Raw genomic sequence first — 24,757 nt, 5'->3', positions numbered from 1 at the left:
AGTTATAATATTTAAATAAAATTATAATCAAAACAACTTATAAAAATTTAAGGATAAACTATGCTTCAAACTTGTATTTTTCCTGCAGCAGGTTATGGTACTAGATTTTTACCTGCTACAAAAACCCTACCTAAAGAAATGCTACCTATACTAACTAAGCCTTTAATTCATTATGGTGTGGATGAGGCTTTAGAAGCTGGTATGGAAACTATGGGCTTTGTTACAGGGCGTGGAAAAAGAGCTTTGGAGGATTATTTTGATATTTCTTATGAACTTGAACACCAAATCGCAGGTACTAAAAAAGAATATCTTTTAAGTGAAATAAGAACACTCATAGATCGCTGCACTTTTACTTTTACAAGGCAAAATGAAATGAAAGGCTTAGGAGATGCGGTTTTAAAAGCAAAGCCTTTAGTGCAAGATGAAGCTTTTGGAGTTATTTTAGCAGATGATTTATGTGTAAATGAAGATGGGGTAAATGTCTTAGCTCAAATGGTAAAAATTTATGAAAAATACCGCTGCTCTGTTATAGCTGTGATGGAAGTTGAAGCTGATCAAGTTTCAAACTATGGGGTTATAGCAGGAAATGCTGTGGAAGAGGATTTGATCATGGTAAATTCTATGGTAGAAAAACCTGATCCAAAAGATGCTCCAAGCAACTTAGCTATCATAGGAAGATACATTCTAACGCCTGATATTTTTGGTATTTTAGAAAATACTAAAGCAGGTAAAAACGGAGAAATTCAACTAACTGATGCATTACTTTCACAAGCAACTAATAATATGGTTTTAGCTTATAAATTTAAAGGAAAAAGGTTTGATTGTGGAAGCGTAGAAGGCTTTGTTGAGGCGACAAATTATTTTTATGAGAAAAGTAAAAATGCTAAATAATACTTTATTTTTTAAAACCCAAGATTTTAAAAAAATTACCGCTTATGCAAATAGAATGAATGATGAGTTAGAAAGTGGTGATATAGGGTATTATCACTTAGTAGATACAAGCTTTGATTTAATCAAAGAAAGCAAAGAATTTATCGCAACTAAAACTCATATAGAAAATATCGTTTTAGTGGGCATGGGTGGGTCAAGTTGCGGGGTTAAAGCTTTAAAAGAGCTTTTATTTGATCAAGTAGAAGAAAAAAAACTTTTCATTATAGATAATACTTCCTCACATACTTTTACCCAAACTATGCAAAAAATAAATCCCCAAAAAACACTTTTCATCATAGCAAGCAAATCAGGCACAACTATAGAAGTGATTTCTTTATTTAAACTCATCATTGCTCATTTTGATTTTAAAAATGAAAATTTACACAAAAATTTTGTGTTTATTACTGATTTTGAGTCAAAACTTCACAAACTAGGAGAAGAATTAAACATAAAATGCTTTTTTATACCTAAAAATGTCGGTGGTAGATTTAGTGTTTTATCTGCCATTGGTATTGTTCCTTTGAGCTTTTGTGGGTATGATACTAAAGCCTTATTAGAAGGTGCAAAAGCTTGTTATGTGGATTTTTTTGAGAAAAAATGTGATCAAATTTTACAAAAGGCTTATCATTACTGCACACATAAAAGTGCACATATTAATGTGCTTTTTTCTTATGGGGATGCTTTTAAAGGTTTTAATGAATGGTATATTCAACTAATTGCTGAAAGTCTAGGTAAAAAACAAGGCTTTAAACGCATAGGTTTAACTCCTATTGCTTTAATTGGTGCTAGAGATCAGCATAGCTTTTTACAACTTATCATGGATGGACCCAAAGATAAAACTGTTACTTTTTTAAAAATCAAAGATAGTCAAAAATCTCCTAGTATCCCAAATATAAGCTTTAATCATTTGCAAAATTGTGATTTTACTAATGAGGTTAATTTGCATGATCTTCTAAACGCACAATGTGATGCAACCATGCATGCTTTGATTGCTGAAAATTTAAGCGTTGATGTTATAGAACTTGAAAAATTAGATGCTTATCATTGTGGGTATTTGATGTATTATTATGAGTTATTTACTTCTGCATGTGGCATTATGCTTGGAATTAATACTTATGATCAACCTGGCGTAGAGGTGGGAAAATTAATACTCAAAAATATATTAAGTAAATAAATTTGCTTTATTGTAAAAAAAGAGTATAATGAAAATATAATAATTATTAACATTAAAATTTATTAAATAATAATTATTATTTAATAATTTTATGTTATAATTTTAAAAATAAAAAAAGGAGATAACATGTCAGTAACAAAACAATTATTACAATTACAAGCAGATGCTCATCATTTATGGGTTAAATTTCATAATTATCATTGGAATGTAAAAGGTTTACAGTTTTTTTCAATTCATGAATATACAGAAAAAGCTTATGAAGAAATGGCAGAACTTTTTGATGATTGCGCTGAAAGAGTTTTACAACTTGGAGAAAAAGCTATTACTTGCCAAAAAGTTTTAATGGAAAATGCAAAAAGCCCAAAACTAGAAAATGGTAAAGATTGCTTTACTCCTGTAGAAGTTTTAGAATTTATTAGAGAAGATTATAAATATCTTTTAGCTGAATTTAAAAAATTAAATGAAGAAGCTGAAAAAGCAAGCGATACTACAACCGCAGCATTTGCTCAAGAAAATATCGCAAAATACGAAAAAGTTCTTTGGATGCTTAATTCAACTATCCAAAATACTTGCTCTATGTAAGAATTTATAATGTTTTTTGACTTACAAAGCTTTATTGCTTTAAGTCAAAAAACAAATTTAACTTCCCAAGAGAAACTACTCTTATAAAATTCCAAGTTCGCTTAAGTACTATTTTATAATTATAGTTTATAGCAACTCAATGTATTTTTAAACAAAAATATATCATTGAAAAATGATCATCACAAAATATTATTTAGATAAGTATTCAGCTCAAGCTTTTATGTAGGATTTTTCACTAAAAAAACTAAATACTAAAAATCATTTTTACAATATCTATAGTTTAATTTAAAATCTACAACATGAGTTTTAAAATTCTTAACCCATAAGGGCTAAGAATTTAATGTAGATCTTCATTAAGTTTTACGGCTTTTTTGTTTAAAGCTGCTATCATCACTCCACTTTGAGAGTCTTGTCTAAAATGTAAGCCATTTAGCCCTGCTAATTCTAAACCTTTGTATATATCTTTGTCAAATTTAAAATCAGGATTGATTTTTTGAAGTTCTTCTTTATTTTTTAAAGCAAATTTAGTCCCTTCTAAAACAGCAATGCCTGCATCAACGATACAATTATCCCCTAAAGGAATTCCTGTAACCGAATTTGCACCCAAAAGACAAGCTTTACCAATGCTAATAGCATTACCACTAGTGCCACTTAAAACACCAAGTATAGAAGCACCGCCTCCTACATCGCTACCTTCGCCCACAACAGCTGATGAACTAATACGCCCTTCTACCATACAAGCTCCAGTTGTACCTGCATTAAAATTCACATAAGCAGCCCCTGGCATTATAGTAGTACCTGCAGCTAAAACCGCCCCCATTCTTACTTTAGAACTTTCTAAAATTCTAGTATTATCCTCAGGAATAACATGAGCTAAAAATCTTGGAAATTTATCTACATAATCAATCCTTGGATACCTTCCACTCATTTTTAAATCAATCTCATTTTCTCTTAAAAAGTCTAAATCAATAGGCTTATTATCACTCCATGCAACATTTGGTAAAATCCCAAAAGCACCTGTTAAATTTAAACTTCTCAAAGGTACTTTTTTATTTGAAAGCAAATAAAGTTTTAAATACACACTTTCTAAGCTTTTTGGTGCTTCATCTTCAAAAATACAAACAAAAGAAAAAGCATTTTCTCTAAAATTTTCCTTTGCTGCTTTGATTGCTTCTATATTTTTATGACCTTGCTCTTGTAAAAATGGCGCAAAGCATTCAAGTGCAAAATCCAAATCTTCTTTAATCAAAGTAGCTACAAACTCACTTTCATTAAAATCAACATCAACCCCTCTTCTAAAAAAAGCTTCAAACATAACAGCTGCAGCGGCATAATTTTGCTCAAAATTAATCACACCAAAATTAGCTTGAAGTTTTTTACTAGGATCAACTTGACTTAGATCAAGTCTTGCTATAGCAAAAGCTTTAGGCTTTTTATAATTAATCCTTTGTTCGATTTGCTTGATTAAATTTAAAAATTCTTCTTTACTTTCTATTGGCATATTTTCCTCCTTATTGCGAGCACGCGCTTTTGCCATTCATTATAGGTTGAATAGCTGAATTATCTACTTTACCTTCTTGATTAACCTTTTCTATAAATTCCCAAATTTTTTCAGCAGCTTGTAAATATCTTTTTGAACTTACACTCTCAGGCATATAAAAACTTACAGGCTTACCGCTATCTCCACCTTCTCTTACACTCATTTCAATAGGAATTTGAGCTAAAACTTCACACTTATAAGCTTTTGCCATTTCTTCTGTGGTGCCTTTACCAAAGATATCATATTCTTTACCATTATCAGGACATAAAAAGCCACTCATATTTTCTATAATACCTGCAACAGGAATGTGCAATTTTTCAAACATATCTAGCGCTCTTTTGCTATCATCTAAAGACACTACTTGAGGAGTACTTACACACACACCTGCACTCACTGGTACGCTTTGAGCTAGGGTAATTTGCGCATCACCTGTTCCTGGAGGCATATCAAGCAATAATACATCAAGTTCAGGCCAAAGCACATCAGCTAAAAGTTGTTCAATCGCTTTCATGATCATAGAGCCACGCCACATTAAACCCTTACCTTCTTCTATCAACACACCCATACTCATCATATAAACCCCATGAGATAAAATAGGACGAATTTTTTGACCTACAATTTCAGGTTTGCTTTTACTCTCACCTAGCATTCTTGGTATATTTGGTCCATAAATATCTGCGTCCAAAAGCCCTACCCTTTTACCCATTTTAGCCAAAGAAATCGCTAAATTTAAAGTTGTAGTACTTTTACCTACCCCACCTTTTCCACTTGAAATCATAAGAAAATTTTTAATTTGCGGAGCGATATTTTTACCACTTCTTGAATTGCTTTTTTCTTCAGGAATTTTTGGCTGTATGATTTCTAAATTAAGCTCTAAATTTAAATCTTTTAAAACATTTGCAATGTTTAGTCTAAGTTCTTGTGCAATTTGAGCATTAGCCGAAACGATTTCGACTACAATATGAGCTTGTTTTTCATTCAAATCAATCTTTTTTACAAAACCAAAACTTACTATATCTTTTTTAAATCCCGGATATATAACTTGTTTTAGTCTTTCTTCGATTTTTTCCTTCAATTTTTCTCCTTGTTGTTTAAAATGATTAATTCTACTAACTTAAATATAAATTTTGGCTTTTATGGTGTATAATATCGTAACATTAATAAAAAATTAAGGTGTAACAAATGTTAGATATTTCCTTGATTATGCTATCAGCAGGGGAGTCATCAAGATTTAATGCTCCAGTAAAAAAGCAGTTTTTAAGACTAGGTGAACATCCATTATGGCTTTATGCAACTAAAAATTTAAGTTCTTTTTACCCTTTTAAACAAGTAATTGTTACTTCTGGTAATATTTCTTATATGAAAAGATTTGCACCTGAGTATCATTTTGTTAAAGGCGGTAATACAAGAGCACAATCATTACTTAATGCTTTAAATTTAGTACAAAGTGAATATGTTTTAGTTAGCGATGTCGCAAGGGTTTTGATTTCTAAAAACCTTTTTAATAATATTATAGAAAATTACGATAAAGCAGATTGTATTACACCTGTTTTAAAAGTAAGCGATACAGCAATTTATGCTCAAGAAGTTATCGACAGAGATAAAATAAAACTCATACAAACCCCTCAACTTTCGCGCACAAGTATGCTCAAAAAAGCTTTAGAGCAAAATGCAAATTTTACCGATGATAGCACAGCAATACAAGCTATTGGTGGTAAGATTTGGTATGTACAAGGTGATGAGTTAGCTAAAAAAATTACCTTTAAAGAAGATTTAAAAAGCTTAAATTTACCAAAACCATCTTGGGAAATTTTTAATGGAAATGGCTTTGATGTGCATGAATTTGGAGAGCAAAGAGCCTTACTTTTAGGCGGAGTAAAAGTACATGAAAATATGGGTTTGAAAGCTCATTCTGATGGAGATGTGCTAGCTCATGCACTAATTGATGCGCTTTTAGGTGCAGCAGGACTTGGAGATATTGGAGAACTTTTTCCAGATAATGATATACAATATAAAAACGCAGATTCTATGCTTTTATTGCAAAATGCTTATACTTTGGTGCAAAATTATGGATTTGAACTTGTGAATGCTGATATTACAATCATTGCACAAACGCCCAAGATGAAAGATTTTAAAGAAGATATTGCTTTTAATATAGCTAAAATATTAAAAGTAACACCAAATAAAATCAATATCAAAGCCACCACCACAGAGCATTTAGGTTTTGTAGGAAGAAAAGAAGGAATTGCTGTTTTAGTAAGTGCGAATTTAAAATATTTTGATTGGATGAAATTATGAAAGTTTTAATAGTAGAAAATGAATTTTATTTAGCCCAAAGCATAGGTTCAAAACTTAATTCTATAGGTTATGATTGTGATATTATTGCAAATGTTAATGAGCTTGCTCATCATGATTATGAAATCATTTTGCTTTCTACTAGTATGGCTAATTTTGAACATATTGTAGAAATTTTTAAGCATAAAATTATTATTTTACTCATATCTTATATAAGCTCAGATACAGTTTTAGCGCCACTAAAAGCCGGTGCGAGTGATTATATACAAAAGCCTTTTATGATAGAAGAATTAACGCGAAAAATCAAACATTTTCAAGAATTTAAGAAAATAAATATTTTAAATCATACTTATCAGTCTTATTTAAAACATAAATTTGAGACAGCTAAATTACCAACTTTTGATTATAAAAAATTCAAATTGCCTTTGATTTTAAAAACTAATAATCAAAATTTTGCAGATCATTTTGTATTTAACTATACCAATGAGCATAATGTCGCAAATATTTACATAGATCTTTCACATCAACAAAATTTAGATAAAATCTTTAAAGATAATTGTTTATACTATCTTGTAAATTTCCAAACTCTAAAATCATCAGACAAAGAAAAAGTGTTAAACCTTGCTTTAAAAAAAGCTGTTATTATACATACAAGTACAAATGTTGAACATAGTGATTTTCAAATTTTAGAACTGGGTGAGGATGAGAAAAACTTCGAAAGTAATGGAATTTTAACTATTGATGATTATGTTAAACATATTATCATTAGTTATCAAAATGTCTTTCCTGATACAGATTTGTCAAAAAAATTAGGAATTTCTAGAAAATCTTTATGGGAAAAAAGGAAAAAATATGGCATTACAAAGAAAAAATAGTATTACAATCTCAGAAGAAGAATACGAAGTTTTATGTTTTATCAAAGAAGGAGTTTTTGGTTCTTTTACAAAATTAATGAATCAAAAAGAAAGAGATGAAGTTATAGCCACAGGAATGATACATAAACAAAAAATTCCTTATACTCTTACCTTTGCACCTGCAAGTACAAAAGAAAATAATACTGCTTTAGAAAATGCAAAAGTTGGCGATAAAATAGACTTTATTTGCAATGATAAACCCATAGGACATATCATTTTAGAAAGCAAATTTGAAAATGATAAAAATAGCAATGATATTTTTAGACCTAATGCTTGCTTGATCCAAGATTTTGGAAAAATTTGTATAAGTGGTGAATTTGAAATTTATCACAATAATATCAAAGCCATTAAAGAAGATTTTGAAAAAATCAAAAAAAGATTAAATCCTTCTAATATCACAGCCATTGTTTCAAGTTTTGATCCTTTTCATAGAGCACATGAGAGAATTTTAAGATGGGCTATAGAACAATCTGATTTAGTGATTATTTTCCTTATAGAATCCTATGAAAACAACGGATTGAGCTTAAAACTCAAAAAGCGTTGTTTTGATGTTTTTGCGCAAAATTACTTACCATCTTCTAGGGTTTTACTCATACCTTTACATAATATCAAAATTTTTGCCTCGCATTTAAACCCCGTGCTTGAGTGTGCTTTGGCTAAAAGTTTTGATTGCAATAAACTTTTTGTAGGACAAAATCATGCAGGACTTGGAATGTATTTTAATCAAAACAGAACCTTTACCGTGCTTGATGATTTTGCAAAAGATTATAATATAGAAGTTACCATACTTCCTGAATTTGTATTTTGTGATGAATGTAAAATGGTAGTAAGTACCAAATCATGCCCCCATGGAGCTCATCATCATATGAAATACCATGGTGATTCTTTAAAAAATTTACTTAGACTTGGTATCATTCCACCAGCAGTTTTTATAAGAAGAGAAATTTCAGCTTTGATTTTATCTGAGCTTTTCCCAAATCGCTTTCATAATAAACAAAATATCTATAGTAATCTTTTCCCTACACATGGTATTTTAGAGTATCGAAGCGATAAAGAATTTTATGAGCAACTTATAAAACTTCATCAAATGTTATATATGGTGTAATCATGCAAAAATTATTTTTAACTTTTTTTTATTCAGGTAGTGTTAATAAAGCTCCAGGAACCTTTGGTACAATAGCAGCGCTAATCCCTGCTTTTTTTATTTTAAGGTATTTGGGTATAGGAACTTTGATCTTACTTGCAATTTTACTTTTTTTAATCTCTATAAAAATCATCGATCAATATGAAAAACAAACAGGCATACACGATGATAAGCATATTGTAATAGATGAAGTTGTTGGGGTATTTTTAGCCTTGGCAATTTGCGGACAGAGTGTTTTTACTTTTTTGCTTTCTTTTGTTTTATTTAGATTTTTTGATATCACAAAACCTTCTATCATAGGTAAAATTGACAAAAAAACCAAAGGTGGTTTGGGTGTAATGCTAGATGATGTTTTAGCAGGAATTTTCGCAGGATTATTTAGTGCAGTAATTTATGGAATTTTACTTAAATTTGATCTTTTATGGTTTGATATAAGCATTATGGAGATATTTTAGCTTTAAAAACACAGTCTAAAGTAACTATAAACATACCGAAAATAGGTAAAACAAGAAAGATGTGAAGATCGTGGAGCAATTGTTGATATGACTGAATAAGATCAACTTATCAAATGCAATATAATTTTTCTAAGACAAGATTTGCTTAATCTATCTTAGAAAAACCTCAACCGCAATTTTCTTATTTTTTATTGCAAAAGAATAATTTTAGTTTTTTTTAAAAGAAGTTAGTATAAAGGGTGCAACGCCAAAGGGGTGCAACCCTTTAGCTTTTTTATTTAATAAATCCGCTTGCAAGAACCAAATCTTTATCGTAAAATACTGCCATTTGCCCGCTAGCAAGTCCATAAACAGGTTCTTGTAAGATGATTTTTGCACTTTTATCTTCATTAATCAAAACTTTACATGGGGTCGATCTTGATCTATAGCGTATTTTTACTTCACAATCTAGCTCTTTAGCATCAACAAATAAATTAATATTATCAAGATTAAATTCACTTATCTTAAGTTCTTCTTTTTTACCTACTATGATTTCATTTTTTTTAGGATCAATTTTTAACACAAAATGTGGCTCATGAGCCCCGCGTACCTCAAAACCTCTTCTTTTACCTATGGTATAGTGCATATAACCTTCGTGTTTTCCTACTTCTTTACCACTACTATCTCTTACAATACCTGGAATTTTAGTATCCATAAACTGATCTAAAACTTGCACATAAGTATCTTCCACAAAACAAATTTCAGAACTTTCCTTTTGTGTTGCAAAAGATTTTAAAACATCAATTGTAGAAGCAAATTTTTTCACATCTTCTTTTCTCATCTCTCCAAGAGGGAAAATCAAATATTCCAAAGCCTCTTTCTCTGCATTTGCTAAAAAATAGCTTTGATCCTTACTCTCATCAACTGCAATTTTAATCAAACCATTTTCTATCCTTGCATAATGACCTGTAGCTAATTTCTCACAACCCAAACTCTTAGCAAATTCTAAAAGCTTACCAAGCTTAATAAAGCGATTACACAAAGCACAAGGATTTGGCGTCTTTCCTTCTTTGTAGGTATTAACAAAAGGCATATAAACTTGATTTTTAAAATCTTCTTGTAAGTCTAAAATATGATATTTGATGTCTAAAAATTTAGCAACTTTTTCAACTTTTTGTATATTTTCTTCATGATAATTAGCTTTTCCATGAAGCTTCATATAACAACCTATAATCTCATGTCCTGCTTGCTTTAACTTATAAGCAGTTACAGTGCTATCTACACCCCCACTCATTGCAACAAGAATTTTCATCTTTTTCCTTTATCATTCTTATAATTTCATCTAAATCATCACTTATACTATACTTTAACTCATCATTTTTAGATATAGTTCCAAGTTCTAGTAAAGAAGTTTTGATAAATTCATCAAGAGGTTGCCAAAATTTTTGCCCAACTAAAATAATAGGAACATCTTTTTTAAAACTAAGTTGCTTAAGAGTAAGAATTTCAAAAAATTCATCTAATGTTCCAAAGCCGCCTGGGAAAATCACAAAAGCTAGACTCTTTTGGATAAGAGCCATTTTGCGAATGGCTAAGCTCTTAAAAGTGATATTATACTCTAAAAAGTCATTTGCTTTTTGCTCAAATGGTAAATGTATATTAAATCCAAAAGATTTCAAGTGCGAAGCTTGACTTTGCATAGCCCCGTAATTTGCAGCTTGCATAATACCACCGCCACCACCACTGATGATGCTATAACCCTCATCAGCTAACTTTTGAGCTAATTTTGAAGCCAAAATACAATATTCATTGTCTTCTTTTAATCTTGCAGAACCAAAAAAAGTTATAGCATTTTTTAGGTTTGGCATGTTAGCAAATTTTTCTAAATCTTGGATTATTTTTTCATTCATTTTATAACCTTTAGTTAAAATAAATTCCATTCTAGCTAAATTTTTATAATAATCTTTTATGTAATTTTTAAATAATTTTCTTTTGCAAACTGCATTAAATTAGATTTTTTTAAATTTCTAAACTTTCAAATTCACACTTTTATATATTATACACACTTAATTATGAAAAGATTTTAGTAAATTCGTTATTATTTAAATCTTTACATCTATTTTAACACCAAAAAGAATTTTCAACTCATCGCTTGTACTAAATTTACCTTCTAATAGTTTTTTTACAAGCTCGTTTCTTATATTATCATCTTTGTAAGTTTCTTTGTTTTTACTTTCTGCTTGTATAGGTTTAAAAGTTTCTTTGTTTTCTTGTATGCTAGTATCATTATTATCATTAAGTAACATTTTATCGCCCATAGCTATTTCAAATTCTTTTACAAACTCATCGTGTCTTTGTTTAAAATCAAGATATTTAGTTTTAAATTCCTCTAGAGTTAAATCTTCTTGCATAAGATTATTAAATTCTTTTCTAAAATTAGATGCTTTTTTAGTAATATCAGATCCAAGATTAAACATTTGAGAGTAAGAGGAAAAGTTCATCAATTTAATATCTTCATCTTTTATATCCCAACTATTATAATCTTTACCAAGATTTTTAAGTGAAGATTTTTCTATTTTATTTGGATCTTTTAAAGCATTTGACTTCATAAAGTTATTAAATTTTTTCATATCTTTTTTGCTAATACTTTTATCAAGTCCGAATATTTTAGAATTAAATTCAAATTTTTCCCACGATAAATGGAATTTTCAGTCATTGTATTATTTGAAAATTTTTCATCTTCTTTCTTATTATTTAAATTTAAGATAGTGTGATGATGATTTAAATTGAAATTTATACCGTTTATCATTAACTTATCCTTTTTATTTTATAGAATAACCACCAAGAGCTAATTCCATATCATTCTTATATTTTGAACTTATTTCTTTAATTACTTTGTAATTGTTTAAAACAGTGCTCGATTTTACTCTATACCAACTACCTAATTGTTCGTTAATAACAGCTACACCATAGGAGAAATATACAAATCTTTTTCCTAAATTAGAAACACCAATATTTCTTTTTACAGTATATCCAATAAAATTGTGATAAGGATCATTTCCTACTATACTCATAGTTTCCAAAAGTCTTTGTTGATTTGTGTATGTATGTTTTCCATTAACTAAGCAATTTGTGGTATCTATACCGCACATTCCACCAAATCGGACAAGCCCTTCTCTATTCCAATAATATTGATCTCCGTTACTATCTTGAAATAAGGTTAATTCTGAAGTCCAACTAGGCTTAGCAAAAGCTAAAAGCTCATTATTCCCAACTAGCTTAAAGCTAGTTTGATACCCACCCTTAACTTGTTTCATTTCATCTACATTTAGAACTTTTACGCCTTGAGAATTATCACTTAAAGCACCATTACTAACTTTAGCTAAAAAATCCCCAGCAAAAGCAGAACTTACTAACAAAGAACCTAAAATTAAAGAACTTGCTAACTTCTTTAACATAACTTCCTTTTTTTAGCTATTTTTACTCTTTTTTAAAGAATATCACAAATTACATATTAAAATCAATTTGTTATTTGAAACATTTATTGTTTTAATGGAAAAAATCTAAAAATATTTAGAAAGGTAACAATGAAAAAGATTTTCTTAACATTTATGGTTTTACTTAGTTGTATTTTTGCTAGTGATGAACTAAGTATAGACAGTTTATTTAAAAAGCAAATAGGCTTAAGAAGTATCACAAGCTTTTCTTTGCTTAGTACAGGAAATGCAAATTCTTATGCACTTTATCCCAACATCATTGTAGGTGGAGATCCTACAATTTGGAATGATACAAAGCAAGTGTTTTTAACTCAAACTTTCATTTATACCCTAACACCCAAGTTCGATATACTTGTGTCAGGGGGGGGGCGGAAGTTATGCAAGAGCTGAATATACAAACTTTTTTACAAATGAGTATTCTAGTAAAAACAGAATAGGTTTTGATAGTTTATGGCTAGGTTTATTTATACAGGCGATAGCATTGCAGATTTAATTCCACAAATTACCTTTCAAACTGCAGTCATTCAAAGAGAAAAAGCAATCAATCAAACCAAAAACTTTTATCTAAAATCACAAAGCTTACAAGCTAGTTTAAGGGGATATAGCGACCCTGTTGTATATAGCATTTATACCGGTTTTGGTTATAATCAATCAAGAAAATTTAAAACCCTTAAAATAGAGTATGGAAATAGTATTTATGTGGGTGGGGATTTATCTATCATACTAAGTCCTAAGATTACTTTGGATTTAGGAGCAGAGCAAAGATTTCAAACCGAGCAAAAAATCAATGGCTATCAAAATTCTGAAGTGCGTTCTATTCCAACTTTAAGTTTAGGTTCTACTTATAGCATTAATTCAGATACCGCAGTTTCTGTTAATGCTAGTTTTGGGGGAAGTTCTGCTTCGCCTGATAGTATATTTGGGATAAGCTTATGGAGAAAATTTTAAAAATTTTATTATTTTTATCCATTCTTTCTTTGAATGCAAAAGCAGAATGGGTAGTCAAGTCTTATCAAGAAATTAAAAACGAAAGAATAATAAGACAAACTTACGAGCAATCTTGCGGGGCTTCATCTTTGGCAACTTTAATCAATATACTTGATGATAAAAAGTTTGATGAGCTTAAACTTTTACAAACCATGAGCGGACAAAAGCTTTATACGGATATGGTAAGCTTTGCAGATTTAAACGATGCGGTTAAAAAGCTAGGTTATGAAAGCAATTCATACCAAATCAATAGAGAAAGCTTAGACAAGCTTGTAAATATTCCAATGCTTGTAAAAATTGAAGATGACCCACGCTTCCCACATTTTGTGGTAATTATTAATCACAAGGGGAATTATTTACAAGTGCTTGATCCAAGCCATGGAGAATACATAAGCTCTAAAAGTCAATTTTTTAGCATTTGGGATAGATATAATAAAGGCGGTTATGCTTTAATTGTTGCTCCTAAAAAAGAGTTAAAACCTTTCAAGCTAAATACTCCAAAATCTTTGCATTTTGATTTTAAGCCTTTTAGCTTATATTGATTTTTATTGTTTTTTGATTAGAGAACTAATTTTTCATCTTAATTGCTCTAATCTTTCTTTTTTAGAGCCAATCTCAGTAATTTGTACTCCAAAATTTCCATCTACAATAACTACTTCCCCATAGGCAATCTTTTTATCACCTATTAAAATTTCTAAAGGATCATTAGCTAATTGATCAAGCTCGATAACTGAACCTATGTCCATAGTTAAAACATCCTTTAAAAGCATTTTTTTACTACCAATACGCACTCTTATAGGCAAACGCACATCCATAATCAAGCCGATATTTCTTAACTCTTCAACGCTTGCTAAGGTTTTATGGTCTTGAGTATGCTCTTCATGAGTTGTAACAATTTCTTCTAAATCAGTTTTAGTTAAAACTTTATAAATTTTCTCATCAAATACTAAGGAAATTTTCTCTTCTAAATCAGCTATTTTTACATTATATAAATATATTTTATGAAAGCCGCCAAGTTCTAGACTATCTGCAACAAATTCACAATTTTCTAAACTAAATTCCATTTTTGGAATTTCTTTTTGTGCACCTAAGGTTGTAGAAAATGCTGAAATGATATTTTGTATAGCTTCTTTGGCCGCGTCCATTTCATCTTCATTTAGCTCACTATTTTTAGAGATTTCTTCTTCTCCCATCATCCACTCACCAATTGCACTCATTAAAACCGCACTTGCTAAGATTTTGATTTTCATCTCATTATTGACACTAAAAGTAGCACTAACTAGTGGCGGAGTCATAGAATCTTGAGAATTTACATCATACTCATAATACTCGCTAAATTCAGCACTTTTCCCTGTTAAGCCTTCTATTGTGCTTATGCACTCGTTGACAAATATGCCTAAAAAATCATTGATCATCTTCTTCCTCTTCTAACTCTTCATTTTCATCATAAGAATTTGCCTTTGCTCTTCTTTCATCTTCATATTTTTCAAGCATTTCTTTAATCTCATCTTTATCAGTTTTAATAAGTTCTAAGATTTTAATCGACTTTCTAAATCTATGAAGTCCTACTTGAGCTAAAAATACTTCTTTTTTATCTATGGCTACTATAGCTTTATCATCTGCACTTCTATCAAGTTTTAAAATATCTCCTTGTTTTAAATCTAAAAATTCATTTACATTGATAAAAGTTTTACCAAGCATAGCTTCATAAATCACTTCAGCACGACCGATCAAAGTTTTAAGTTCTTTGTTTCTTGACTTTTTAGCCGAAGTTTCACCCATCATAATATCACGATTTGCTAAACGGCTCAAAATACTTTCCAAATGCACAACTGGATAGCATATATTTACCATACCACTTGAATTTCCTATGATAATCTCCATTACCACCATGATAACAATCTCATTTTGAGAAACAATTTGCACAACATTTGGACTTGATTCTTTTGCTTCAACACTTGGATAAATTTCCGTAACATTCATCCAACTTTCTTTAAGCCTTTGCATAATAATACGCAAAATAGAATCAAGCAAGTTAAGTTCTATTTCTGTAAGCTCTCTTAAGGTGTCAAAACTTTCACCTTGACCACCCAAAAGCCTATCTATCATAGGGAAAGCAATACTTGGATTGATCTCTAAAACACAATTTCCATCTAAAGGCTTAATAGAAAAAACATTAAAGCTTGTCGGTGAAGGTAAAGACATCAAAAATTCACCATAAGTCATTTGATCAACTGAGTGTAGTTTAATCTCAACTATACTTCTCATCATAGATGAAATTTGCGAAGCAAGATTTCTAGCTAATTTATCATGAATTCCTTTAATAGAACGAAGTTGTTCTTTTGAAACCCTATTTGGACGCTTAAAATCATATACTACAATATCTCTTTTATCTTCTATTTCTTCTAATTTTGAAGAAGCAGCACTATCATCGCTATCATCATCAACGACTTCTAAAAGAGCATCAATTTCTTCTTGGGAAAGTATTTCAGCCATTAAACTAGCCTTTCTCTAATCTTCTTAAGCAAACGCTTATGAATTTGTGAAATTCTTGACTCGCTAATCTCTAAAATCTCTGCAATTTCTTTTAAATTTAATTCTTCATAATAATAAAGCTGTATCACAAGCCTTTCTCTTTCTTTAAATTCTTCCAAAACCGCGTTGATTTTTTCTATTAATTCTTCTTTTTCTATTTGTTCTATGATATTACTATCATTAAAACAATTTAGCTGTTCATCTAAAGGCATAACAAGCGATATAGCATGAGCTGCTCTTGCTTCTTTTACCTTTTCTACTTCTAAATTTAATCTTTGTGCTAAATACTCATCATCAGGTTCTTTTTCATTTTCTTGATAAAACTCATCTATAATAGCGTCAATATCTTTGATGATTTTTCTATTGCTTCTACTCATTACATCAAGGCTTCTTAGATAATCAAGCATAGCTCCATTTACTCTTTTTCTTGCAAAACCCCAAAAATTGTCATTTTGTTCTTTATCATAGCGACGCGAGAGTTTAATCATCTCTTCTACGCCAATACTAATTAAATCATTTACATCAATACTTGCAGGCAAACGCTCTTTAAGTCTAAAAGCCATAGCTCTTAATGCGGGCATATAAGAGATGACTAAGTCATCTTGTTCTTTTTTTAGCGTAGAAGCATAAGCATTATGCGGCTGCATGTTTTACTTTTCTTTTTGAAGAGCTATCAAGTTTTTTAAGGTCTTCACGCTCTTCTTGAAGTTTTTCAAGCAAGTAATCCATTTTCTTTTCTCTTGCAGCTAATTCTGCTATAAAGCTATTATTTTCATTTTCATATTTTTCTTTATTAAAGCTTCTACCACTAATTTTATTTGCATCTACAAAAATCATAATTACTATATGGATTAACACATAAAATACAAAAGTAATCAAACAGGTATATACAACTATCTCTACTGCATCTTCTATATTAACTATGGTGAACATTAATCCTATAAAAAAACCACAAACAGTAAAAAAAGCAACAAAATTTTCTGGTCTCATCTTTTTCCTTCAATCTAAAAACGATCCAAAAGCTTTTTGAAAAAACTCATAATGCTTTTATCTCCCACATTATTAAGCACTTTTTGTTCCAACCTATATAAAAGCTTAGAAGCTATGGCTTTTAGCTCATCACTTGCATTAGTATCATCATCGCTAAATAAAGTTCTTTTTTTAATACTAGAACTAATATCTTTACTTTGACCTAAAAATCCTAAAAATTCTAAATTTAAATTATGCTTAATGTTAATATCTGCTACTTTTTTAATATTATCAAAAATTCTTAAAGCCTCATTTTCATTTCTAACTACATTAAATACCATTAATAAATTCTCTTTAGTCTTTGAAGTAGTTTTTATAGTAGCATAAGCATCGGTAATTGCGGCAGGATCAGGTACAGTTATGACAATAACCTCATCAGACATTTCTAAGAAATTCCCTATATTGCCACCAATACCTGCTCCTGTATCAATGATTAAAAAGTCTAAATCATCTAAAATACTTGTTTGATTTAAAAATCTCTCATAAATATTTTTATCATTGTATTTTAAAATTTCATCGCCACTCTCACCTGGGATAAGCCATAAATTTGGCTTGACTTCTATTAGAATATCTTCTAGTGAGCATTCACCTTTTAAAACATGTAAAAGGTTTTTTTCTACACGCACATTTAAAATCACATCTAAATTTGCAAGCCCTATATCTGCATCAAAAAGCCCTACTTTATATCCATTTTTAGCTAGGATGTTGCCCAAATTTGCACTAAAAGTACTTTTTCCAACCCCACCTTTACCGCTAGCAACTGCGATAAAATGGGTATGTTTTACATTTGAGTTTTCATTTTTTACTAGATCTTTTAATTTTTCTGCTTGATTACTCATTTTCATCCCTTCTAAAACCTTCTAACACACAACGCACCAAAAAGTCGCTATTTGCTACTTCTATATCATCAGGTACTTCTTGACCTATGGAAAAAAAGCTCATCGGAGTGCTAGTTTCATAAAGCAAAGAAAACACATTTCCAAATACTTTTGTTTCATCAAATTTTGTAATGATTAAAGTGTCTATATTTAAAAATGAAAAATTATTATAAGTTTCTAATAAATCTTCATATTTTGTATTTGCTGAAAGCACTAAATTCACATCAATTTGCGCATTAGAATGCGATAAAAATTCTTTTGTTTTTTCAAGTTTTGCCTTATCATACTGTGAATTTCCGGTTGTATCTACTAAAATAACCTCACAAGTATTTAAACTTCTAATCGCATCATCTAAGTCATTTGGCTCTATACTATCAATAATAGGAAGTTTCATCATCTTAGCATATTGAAAAAGTTGCTCTACTGCGCCTATTCTATAAGTATCAAGAGTTATAATACCGGTTTTATAGCGTCTATCTCCATAAGCATAGCGAAAAGCAAGTTTAGCTAAAGTAGTAGTTTTACCCACTCCTGTTGGGCCTACTAACATCATGATTTTTTGCTTTTTAATTTCACTTTCTAAACGACATGGAAGCATATTACGCAAAAGTGAGTAAAAATACCTTTGCACTGCTTCTTGATTTGCTTTCATAGTGCTTGGCATATTTTCAATAGTTGCTTTCATAATCGCTTCTAAATGCGCTTCTTGCATACCACTTGCTTTAGCTTGCTTATAAATACTTGCAAACTCAGGTGGTATAGCTAATTCTTTGCGTAAATCTGCCTTATCATCCCACATCATATCCACAAGCAAATTCATTTTATCATTAAGCTTGTTCATTTGTTTTTCAAAAGCTTCTATTTTTTTATCATAATTTGGATTTGGCATAGAAAAATCTTGATAGTTTGAAACCTTGCTAATTTCTGAACTAACTTGAGAAAGTTTGTTTTTTAAATTTAAAAAATTATCATCTTTTTTGCTTGTATTTAAATAAGGATTAATAGGTTTTTGCTTAGCTTTCGAAGAAAAATCAAGCACTACATCTTCTTCTTTTTTTTCATCTTCAAGTTTTGGAGCTTGAATTTTAACCTCAGGAAAACTTGCTGTGTTTGGTTTTTTCTTTGGTGGCATAGGCAAATTATTTTGTTTTAAATGCTCTTCATAATCAGCTTCTTCAATCGCCACTATAACCTCATACAAAGGCTTTTGATTGATAGTTTTTGGACGAATTTGCTTATTAGTTACTATCAAAGCCTTATCGCCATAATCTTGCTTGACCTTAGGTATAATCTCATCTGTGCTTTCAACCGTAAAAGTATGAATCAATTGTCCCATATTTTTCCTTATCTTAACAAGCCCAAAGGCAAAGTTACGCTAATTCTATCATTTACCCCCACATGAGGCACTATGCAATACTCATCTTTACGCGCTTTTTTTGAAAAATACAACAAATCCAAATCAAGCGTTCTAGGAGCATTTTTAAAAGTTCTTTTTCTTTTGAATTTAAACTCATAAAAAAACAAAACTTTTAAAAGTGCTCTTGCATGCAAACTTGTGCTTACAACCATCACTGCATTAGTAAAGTCTTTTTGCTCTTCAAAGCCAAAAGCTTTATTAATCAAAAATGGCGATGTTTGCAATACTTGCAAGCGTTTATCTTGCATTAAAAGCCTAAATAAACTCCGAAAGCGTTTTTTTTCATCTTCTATATTGCTTCCAAGTCCTATAATGGCTATGTATTTTCCTTTTTTATCAGCCTTTGAATAAAAAGGAAAAAAACGAATTTTTTCTAACCTTCTAGCCCCTTTAATCAGCAAGTTATAACACCACTGCCTTTTCTTTATCAAGATAGACCATATCTTCTATCCTAATGCCAAGTTTATCTTTGATATAAATTCCAGGTTCAATGGTAAATACCATACCTTCTTTTAGCTCATAATCACTTCTTGGACTAATATTTGGCAACTCATGTATATCAAGCCCCACTCCATGCCCTAAGCTATGAATAAATTCTTTTTCAAAACCTGCGTTTTTAATCACTTCTCTTGCGATAAAATCAAGCTCACTTGCCATCATACCAACGCGTGCTTTTTCTATAGCTTGAAGCTGAGCTTGCTTAACCACCTCATAAATTTGTATAATTTCTTTGTCTTTAAAATTTGGCTTATTTTTATCAAAAACTATACCATTCTCATCAAAACAAGCCGTTCTTGTGCGATCAGAACAATACCTTTGATAAACCACACCCGCATCAACTAATAACAAATCTCCATATTCTAAACATTTATCACCAGGTAAAGCATGTGCTTTAGCTGCGTTTTCATTAATAGCCACAATAGGTGAAAAAGAAAGCCCTAAAGCACCTTTTTTTTGAAAAATTTCACATGCTTTAAAATGTAATTCTTTTTCGCTTTTTCCATGGCCTTCTTGGCTGATAAATTTAGCAAATTCTTCAAAGCATTCTTTACCAAAATTTACAGCCTTTTGCAAAAGTTGTAATTCCTTGGCATTTTTTATAATGCGTTTATTTTTACTTAAGTCTAATTTTTCCTCAAAAACGATATTAACACTTTTACTAAGTTCTTTAAATTCAAAATAGCTAAAGTCTTTTGGGTCAAAACACACCCTATCAATCCCTGCTTTTTCTAAAAGCTCTCTAGCACTAGCAAAAAGATCTTGTGCTAAAACTACCTTAGCATTTTTTATCATTTCACTAGCTTCAAAGCTATATCTTGCATCAGTGATGAAAAAAGCTTTATCTTCAAGTTTTAAAAATAAAGCATTATCGCAAGAATAGCCGCACTCATAAAAAAGTGCATTTTCGTTTTTTAAGATAAAATTCATTGATTTGCTTGTTGTGCTTTTGCTTGAGCTGCTTTATATGCATTGATTTGATCAAAAATTTGGAAAAGTCCCATTAGAGCCATATGATAACCAAAAGGACCAAAACCTACCACGCTACCTGCACAAACTGGTGCTATCATGCTTTTTTGTCTGAATTCTTCTCTTCTGTAAGTATTGCTAATATGCACTTCAATCACAGGCATATTAATCGCCGCAATCGCATCACGGATTGCTATAGAAGTGTGTGCATAAGCAGCTGCATTAATAATCACTCCATCTACACTGCCTAAGCATTCTTGAATTTTATCAACTAGCTCACCTTCAAAATTACTTTGAAAAAACTCAATCTCCACATTAGCTTGTTTTGCGGCTTGTTTCATTTGCTCGTGGATATCTTCCATTTTCATATTACCATAAATGTGAGTTTCTCTTACACCAAGCATATTAATGTTTGGTCCTTGTATCACCATAACTTTCATAATCTAACCTTTATTTAGTAAAATTTACTATATTATAACACTTTAAAGCTAAATTTTAGCTACAATTTACCTTTTTAAAGGATGGAAAATGTTTATAATAGCACCCAAAATCATCCTAACTTGTGATGATAAATTTGGTATTTTAGAAAAAAAAGCTATTCTTTTTGATGATAATATTTTAGAAATTGATAGCTTAGAAAATTTACAAAAATCCTACCCACAAGCTAAGCTTATACCAACTCCAAAAGATACCTTACTTTTACCTGCTTTTATCAATCCACACACGCATTTAGAATTTAGTGCAAATAATGGAAATTTAGTCTTTGGAGACTTTTTAAAATGGCTTGATAGTGTTTTTAATAACCGCGAGCAATTAAACGAAAAAGCCAAAGAAAAATTAATCTCACAAAATATTCATAAAATGCTAAAAAGTGGCACTGCTACTATAGGAGAAATTTCAAGCTTTGGGGACGATTTAAACCCTTGTGTAAATTCACAAGCTAGAGTGATATTTTTTAATGAAATTTTAGGTTCAAATGAAAATTTTATCCAAGCAAAAAAAGAGGAATTTTTAACTCGTTATGAAAAAAGCATGAGCTTTAAAACTTCTAAATTTATCCCTGCTATTTCAGTGCATGCACCCTACTCAACCCACCCAGAGCTTGCTAAATTTGCTATAAAACTTGCTAGAGAAAATGATCATTTACTAAGCACACATTTTCTTGAAAGTAATCATGAAAACAACTGGCTAAGATTTAAAAAAGGTGGTTTTAAAAAGAGCTTGGCTAAATTTAGCAAAAATCCTATGCCACTTTACACTCCGCAAAGCTTTTTAGAACTTTTTAAAGATCAAAGGACTTTATTTACACATTGCGTGTATTTTAAAGAATGGAATTTGCTAGATAAAAATCTGCACTCAATCACGCATTGTGCTTTTTCAAATAGGCTTTTGAGTAAAAATACTTTTAAATTAAAATCTGCTTTAAAAAATGGTATTAATATCCATCTAGGAACCGATGGCTTAAGTTCAAATACTTCTTTAAGCATGCTTGATGAAATGAGAGCAAATTTACTTATACATGATGATTTAGAGTTAGAAAATTTTGCCAAAATATTACTTTTAATGGCAACAAATAAAGCCGCAAAAGCCTTAAATTTAAACCTAGGTCAAATTCAAAAAGGCAAAATAGCTGATTTTAGTCTTTTTGCTTTACCAAATAGCACAAATTTAAAACAACTTCCTTTGCAATTTATCTTACAAAGCAAAGAAGTGTTAAAACTTTTTATAGAAGGAAAAGAAATAATATAAGCATCTTAAACAAAAGTTTCTAATCAAAATTAAAATATTTCTGTTATACTTAAAAATTATAAGAATCTTTAATAAAATTTAAGAAAGTCATATGAAAAAATATTTAATAATATTTATTTTTATAACTCAAATTTTAGCTTTAAATGATTTTGAAGTTATTAATGTTCATAAAGCACACGATCTTAATATCACAGGAAAAAATATAAATGTAGGTATCATAGATTCTGCTTTTAATGCAAATCATCCTAGTTTGCAAGGACAAATCATAGAGCAACAATACTCAACAGTAAATAATAAACCTTATACTCCTGATCTAACAGTAGACACTCACGGATCACATGTAGCAGGAATTATACTTGGTAATTTTAAAAACATTAAAGAACCATATGGGATTGCTTACAATGCGAAAATGTATGGAATTCAAATTTTTGGCTATAACAATGGAAGTCAAAAAATAATTCCTTATAATATTTATGATTATTTTAAAGATAAAGAAATAAAAATAATCAATAATAGTTGGAATACACAATTATATCCAATAGTAGGAATGAGTCAGCTCGGATGGTATGTATCAGATCTTAAAAAGCAAAATTCTAATTATTTTTTAAATTTAGCAAACAACAATAAACCGCTTGAAGGGATTATAAAGTTAGCAAAAGAAAAAAACATTCTAATACTATTTGCAGCTGGAAATGAGGGTATAGTATCACCTGGATTTAATGCTACTCTTCCTTATTATGATGAAAATTTAAGATCATGGCTTAGCATTGGAGCCATTGATTCTTCTAAAATTACAAAAGATGAAAATGGAAAACTTATATTATCCTCTAAAGCTATAGCATCGTATAGCAATGGATTAAAAGGAGTTGAAAATTTTTCATTAGTAGCACCTGGAAGTTTTGTTAATTCAGTTAATGCTGCTTATAATATACAACCCATTTTTGGAAGACCTGATAAAAATTTATATGTTAAAATGAGTGGTACTTCTATGGCAACTCCTATGGTAAGTGGAGCTGCTGCTTTAGTGTCAGAAAAATTCCCTTTTTTAAATGGAAAACAAATAGCTGATGTTTTATTAAGTACAGCAAATAAAAATTACAAAACTCCAAAACTAACAGTAAAAGAAACTCAACTTCTTAATACTTCCAATGGAAGAAAACAATCCTATTATACTATTATTTATATAGATACGCCTATCCCTGATGATAAAAATAAAATAAAACAAGATTTGATAGATGCTGGATATTGGAGTTTTGAAGCAGATAAGATATTAAACAATCTAATCGACAAATATCCACTTATGCAAAATGCCAATGAAGACTACAAAGGAATACAAACTCTCAAAAAAGAACAAATCTTAGGACAAGGCATTCTAGACATTGAAAAAGCCATAAATGGTATAGGAATTTTAGATGCAAATAGATTAAATTTACAAGATATTACCGATACTTATGGCGAAAAAGAAGCTTACTATGCTATAAATACTCAAGGATATAACGCGATTTTTAGCAATGACATATCTCAAAAAAAATGGGATGATAGTTTACATAGACTCGATGCTTTAAATTCTCCAAAAGATGAAATACAAAATTTAAATATTGGATTTATCAAAGATGGTCAAGGGAGGTTAATTTTAAGTGGAGAAAATACTTATCTTGGTAAAACTATAGTAAAAGAGGGTGAGCTTTCCCTAATAAAAACACAAAATAATAAAGGAATTATAAGTGGAGAGGTTAAAGTTTTAACTAATGGTAAATTTAGCGGAAATGGTTTAATAAAAAATAATTTATACAATCAAGGAATTGTGAGACCTGGAAATCAAGACTTAAGCGATTTAATTGTAGAAGGTCTATATAACCAAAAAAACAATGCTATTTTGCAGCTTGATTTTGGAAATAATGGTAATTCTAAACTTATAGCAAATTCTTATCAAATAGAAGGTGGTAAATTACAATACATACCATTACCTATGTTTTACACTAGTGGCAATATAATTACTATAAATTTAGCTGGATTAAAAAATAATATAAATGACTTTGAAAAAGTTGAAATATCAGGAAACAATAGTATTGATTTTGTTGCTGTATTAGATGAAGATAAAGTTAGTATTAATAAGCCCGCGCCTGAACCAAAACCTGAACCAAAACCTGAACCAAAACCTGAACCAAAACCTGAACCAAAACCT

At 30.0% G+C, this 24,757-nt stretch carries 25 protein-coding genes and 1 pseudogene; 11 read left to right on the top strand and 15 right to left on the bottom strand.

Annotated features, from left to right (window positions below; all coding sequences use genetic code 11):
• Positions 1-60: 60 nt before the first annotated feature.
• The 3 genes from galU to L8W40_RS04530 all read left to right on the top strand — a co-directional run bounded on the left by galU (position 61) and on the right by L8W40_RS04530 (position 2,686).
• Complete coding sequence (gene galU / locus L8W40_RS04540) at positions 61-891, top strand: UTP--glucose-1-phosphate uridylyltransferase GalU (RefSeq protein WP_039667975.1); 831 nt, start codon at positions 61-63, stop codon at positions 889-891.
• Entirely contained in the window at positions 881-2,104 is a 1,224-nt protein-coding gene (locus tag L8W40_RS04535) for a glucose-6-phosphate isomerase (protein ID WP_263664823.1), read from the top strand. The genes galU and L8W40_RS04535 overlap by 11 nt, the downstream gene beginning before the upstream one ends.
• A gap of 126 nt (positions 2,105-2,230) precedes the next feature.
• Entirely contained in the window at positions 2,231-2,686 is a 456-nt protein-coding gene (locus L8W40_RS04530) for a Dps family protein (protein WP_133319614.1), read from the top strand.
• A gap of 337 nt (positions 2,687-3,023) precedes the next feature.
• On the opposite strand, the gene L8W40_RS04525 is transcribed toward L8W40_RS04530, so the two are convergent.
• Positions 3,024-4,187 (bottom strand): tetrahydrodipicolinate N-succinyltransferase N-terminal domain-containing protein, encoded by a 1,164-nt coding sequence (locus L8W40_RS04525; protein WP_114640023.1) that lies wholly within the window; start codon positions 4,185-4,187, stop codon positions 3,024-3,026.
• A 10-nt stretch (positions 4,188-4,197) separates the two neighbouring features.
• Positions 4,198-5,301, bottom strand: coding sequence for an Mrp/NBP35 family ATP-binding protein (locus L8W40_RS04520; protein ID WP_133319616.1), 1,104 nt, complete (start codon positions 5,299-5,301; stop codon positions 4,198-4,200).
• Positions 5,302-5,408: 107 nt separating this feature from the next.
• On the opposite strand from L8W40_RS04520, the gene L8W40_RS04515 reads away from it, so the two are divergent.
• Genes L8W40_RS04515 through L8W40_RS04500 form a run of 4 tightly spaced genes read left to right on the top strand, consistent with a single transcriptional unit; the run spans position 5,409 to position 9,034 of the window.
• A complete protein-coding gene (locus tag L8W40_RS04515) occupies positions 5,409-6,524 on the top strand; it encodes a bifunctional 2-C-methyl-D-erythritol 4-phosphate cytidylyltransferase/2-C-methyl-D-erythritol 2,4-cyclodiphosphate synthase (protein WP_133319617.1) in 1,116 nt (371 codons plus the stop codon).
• Positions 6,521-7,396: a hypothetical protein gene (locus L8W40_RS04510; RefSeq protein ID WP_220566787.1), complete on the top strand. Its 876-nt coding sequence runs from the start codon at positions 6,521-6,523 to the stop codon at positions 7,394-7,396. Before L8W40_RS04515 ends, L8W40_RS04510 begins: the two co-directional genes overlap by 4 nt.
• Positions 7,374-8,540 carry a sulfate adenylyltransferase gene (locus tag L8W40_RS04505; protein ID WP_263664780.1) on the top strand — a complete coding sequence of 389 codons (1,167 nt, stop codon included), beginning with the start codon at positions 7,374-7,376 and terminating at the stop codon, positions 8,538-8,540. The genes L8W40_RS04510 and L8W40_RS04505 overlap by 23 nt, the downstream gene beginning before the upstream one ends.
• Positions 8,541-8,542: 2 nt before the next feature.
• Positions 8,543-9,034, top strand: a complete 492-nt coding sequence (locus L8W40_RS04500; RefSeq protein WP_133319620.1) for a phosphatidylglycerophosphatase A — start codon at positions 8,543-8,545, stop codon at positions 9,032-9,034.
• A gap of 274 nt (positions 9,035-9,308) precedes the next feature.
• Here the strand turns inward: L8W40_RS04500 and mnmA are convergent, their stop codons facing one another.
• From mnmA to L8W40_RS04480, 4 genes are all read right to left on the bottom strand, one after another.
• Complete coding sequence (mnmA, locus tag L8W40_RS04495; protein ID WP_133319621.1) at positions 9,309-10,325, bottom strand: tRNA 2-thiouridine(34) synthase MnmA; 1,017 nt, start codon at positions 10,323-10,325, stop codon at positions 9,309-9,311.
• The gene (locus tag L8W40_RS04490) at positions 10,288-10,923 is read right to left on the bottom strand and encodes a TIGR00730 family Rossman fold protein (protein ID WP_263664779.1); all 636 of its coding nucleotides are present in this window, start codon (positions 10,921-10,923) and stop codon (positions 10,288-10,290) included. The genes mnmA and L8W40_RS04490 overlap by 38 nt, the downstream gene beginning before the upstream one ends.
• Positions 10,924-11,115: 192 nt before the next feature.
• Entirely contained in the window at positions 11,116-11,643 is a 528-nt protein-coding gene (locus L8W40_RS04485; protein ID WP_263660682.1) for a hypothetical protein, read from the bottom strand.
• Between the two features lie 192 nt (positions 11,644-11,835).
• The gene (locus L8W40_RS04480; RefSeq protein ID WP_263664778.1) at positions 11,836-12,471 is read right to left on the bottom strand and encodes a hypothetical protein; all 636 of its coding nucleotides are present in this window, start codon (positions 12,469-12,471) and stop codon (positions 11,836-11,838) included.
• A 129-nt stretch (positions 12,472-12,600) separates the two neighbouring features.
• Here L8W40_RS04480 and L8W40_RS04475 point away from each other — a divergent pair.
• Together L8W40_RS04475 and L8W40_RS04470 are read left to right on the top strand one after the other, a co-directional pair.
• A pseudogene (locus L8W40_RS04475) lies at positions 12,601-13,458 on the top strand (hypothetical protein).
• Entirely contained in the window at positions 13,443-14,039 is a 597-nt protein-coding gene (locus L8W40_RS04470) for a C39 family peptidase (RefSeq protein ID WP_263664777.1), read from the top strand. Before L8W40_RS04475 ends, L8W40_RS04470 begins: the two are co-directional and overlap by 16 nt.
• Positions 14,040-14,072: 33 nt before the next feature.
• Here the strand turns inward: L8W40_RS04470 and fliY are convergent, their stop codons facing one another.
• Genes fliY through aroQ form a run of 9 tightly spaced genes read right to left on the bottom strand, consistent with a single transcriptional unit; the run spans position 14,073 to position 21,263 of the window.
• Positions 14,073-14,912, bottom strand: coding sequence for a flagellar motor switch protein FliY (gene fliY / locus L8W40_RS04465; protein WP_133319624.1), 840 nt, complete (start codon positions 14,910-14,912; stop codon positions 14,073-14,075).
• Positions 14,902-15,993: a flagellar motor switch protein FliM gene (fliM, locus tag L8W40_RS04460; RefSeq protein WP_133319625.1), complete on the bottom strand. Its 1,092-nt coding sequence runs from the start codon at positions 15,991-15,993 to the stop codon at positions 14,902-14,904. Before fliM ends, fliY begins: the two co-directional genes overlap by 11 nt.
• Positions 15,993-16,679, bottom strand: coding sequence for an RNA polymerase sigma factor FliA (locus L8W40_RS04455; RefSeq protein ID WP_133319626.1), 687 nt, complete (start codon positions 16,677-16,679; stop codon positions 15,993-15,995). The genes fliM and L8W40_RS04455 overlap by 1 nt, the downstream gene beginning before the upstream one ends.
• Positions 16,666-17,022 (bottom strand): hypothetical protein, encoded by a 357-nt coding sequence (locus tag L8W40_RS04450; protein ID WP_133319627.1) that lies wholly within the window; start codon positions 17,020-17,022, stop codon positions 16,666-16,668. Before L8W40_RS04450 ends, L8W40_RS04455 begins: the two co-directional genes overlap by 14 nt.
• A gap of 14 nt (positions 17,023-17,036) precedes the next feature.
• The gene (locus L8W40_RS04445; RefSeq protein WP_263664776.1) at positions 17,037-17,900 is read right to left on the bottom strand and encodes a P-loop NTPase; all 864 of its coding nucleotides are present in this window, start codon (positions 17,898-17,900) and stop codon (positions 17,037-17,039) included.
• Complete coding sequence (gene flhF, locus L8W40_RS04440) at positions 17,893-19,275, bottom strand: flagellar biosynthesis protein FlhF (protein WP_263664775.1); 1,383 nt, start codon at positions 19,273-19,275, stop codon at positions 17,893-17,895. The genes L8W40_RS04445 and flhF overlap by 8 nt, the downstream gene beginning before the upstream one ends.
• An 8-nt stretch (positions 19,276-19,283) precedes the next feature.
• Positions 19,284-19,757, bottom strand: coding sequence for a 2-amino-4-hydroxy-6-hydroxymethyldihydropteridine diphosphokinase (gene folK, locus L8W40_RS04435; protein WP_263659453.1), 474 nt, complete (start codon positions 19,755-19,757; stop codon positions 19,284-19,286).
• A gap of 1 nt (position 19,758) precedes the next feature.
• The gene (locus L8W40_RS04430) at positions 19,759-20,784 is read right to left on the bottom strand and encodes a M24 family metallopeptidase (RefSeq protein WP_263664774.1); all 1,026 of its coding nucleotides are present in this window, start codon (positions 20,782-20,784) and stop codon (positions 19,759-19,761) included.
• Positions 20,781-21,263, bottom strand: coding sequence for a type II 3-dehydroquinate dehydratase (gene aroQ, locus L8W40_RS04425; protein WP_039625266.1), 483 nt, complete (start codon positions 21,261-21,263; stop codon positions 20,781-20,783). Before aroQ ends, L8W40_RS04430 begins: the two co-directional genes overlap by 4 nt.
• 88 nt (positions 21,264-21,351) lie before the next feature.
• Here aroQ and L8W40_RS04420 point away from each other — a divergent pair, with 88 nt between their 5' ends.
• A complete protein-coding gene (locus L8W40_RS04420) occupies positions 21,352-22,572 on the top strand; it encodes a metal-dependent hydrolase (RefSeq protein ID WP_263664773.1) in 1,221 nt (406 codons plus the stop codon).
• A 91-nt stretch (positions 22,573-22,663) separates the two neighbouring features.
• The coding region (locus L8W40_RS04415) for a S8 family serine peptidase (protein WP_263664772.1) at positions 22,664-24,757 on the top strand (2,094 nt) is incomplete at its 3' end.

This window comes from Campylobacter sp. IFREMER_LSEM_CL1846, from assembly GCF_025772105.1.
In the GTDB taxonomy this organism is placed as follows: Bacteria; Campylobacterota; Campylobacteria; order Campylobacterales; family Campylobacteraceae; genus Campylobacter_D; species Campylobacter_D lari_D.
Note: the sequence above shows the minus strand (reverse complement) of the source record. Positions and strands in the feature narration are given on the sequence as shown.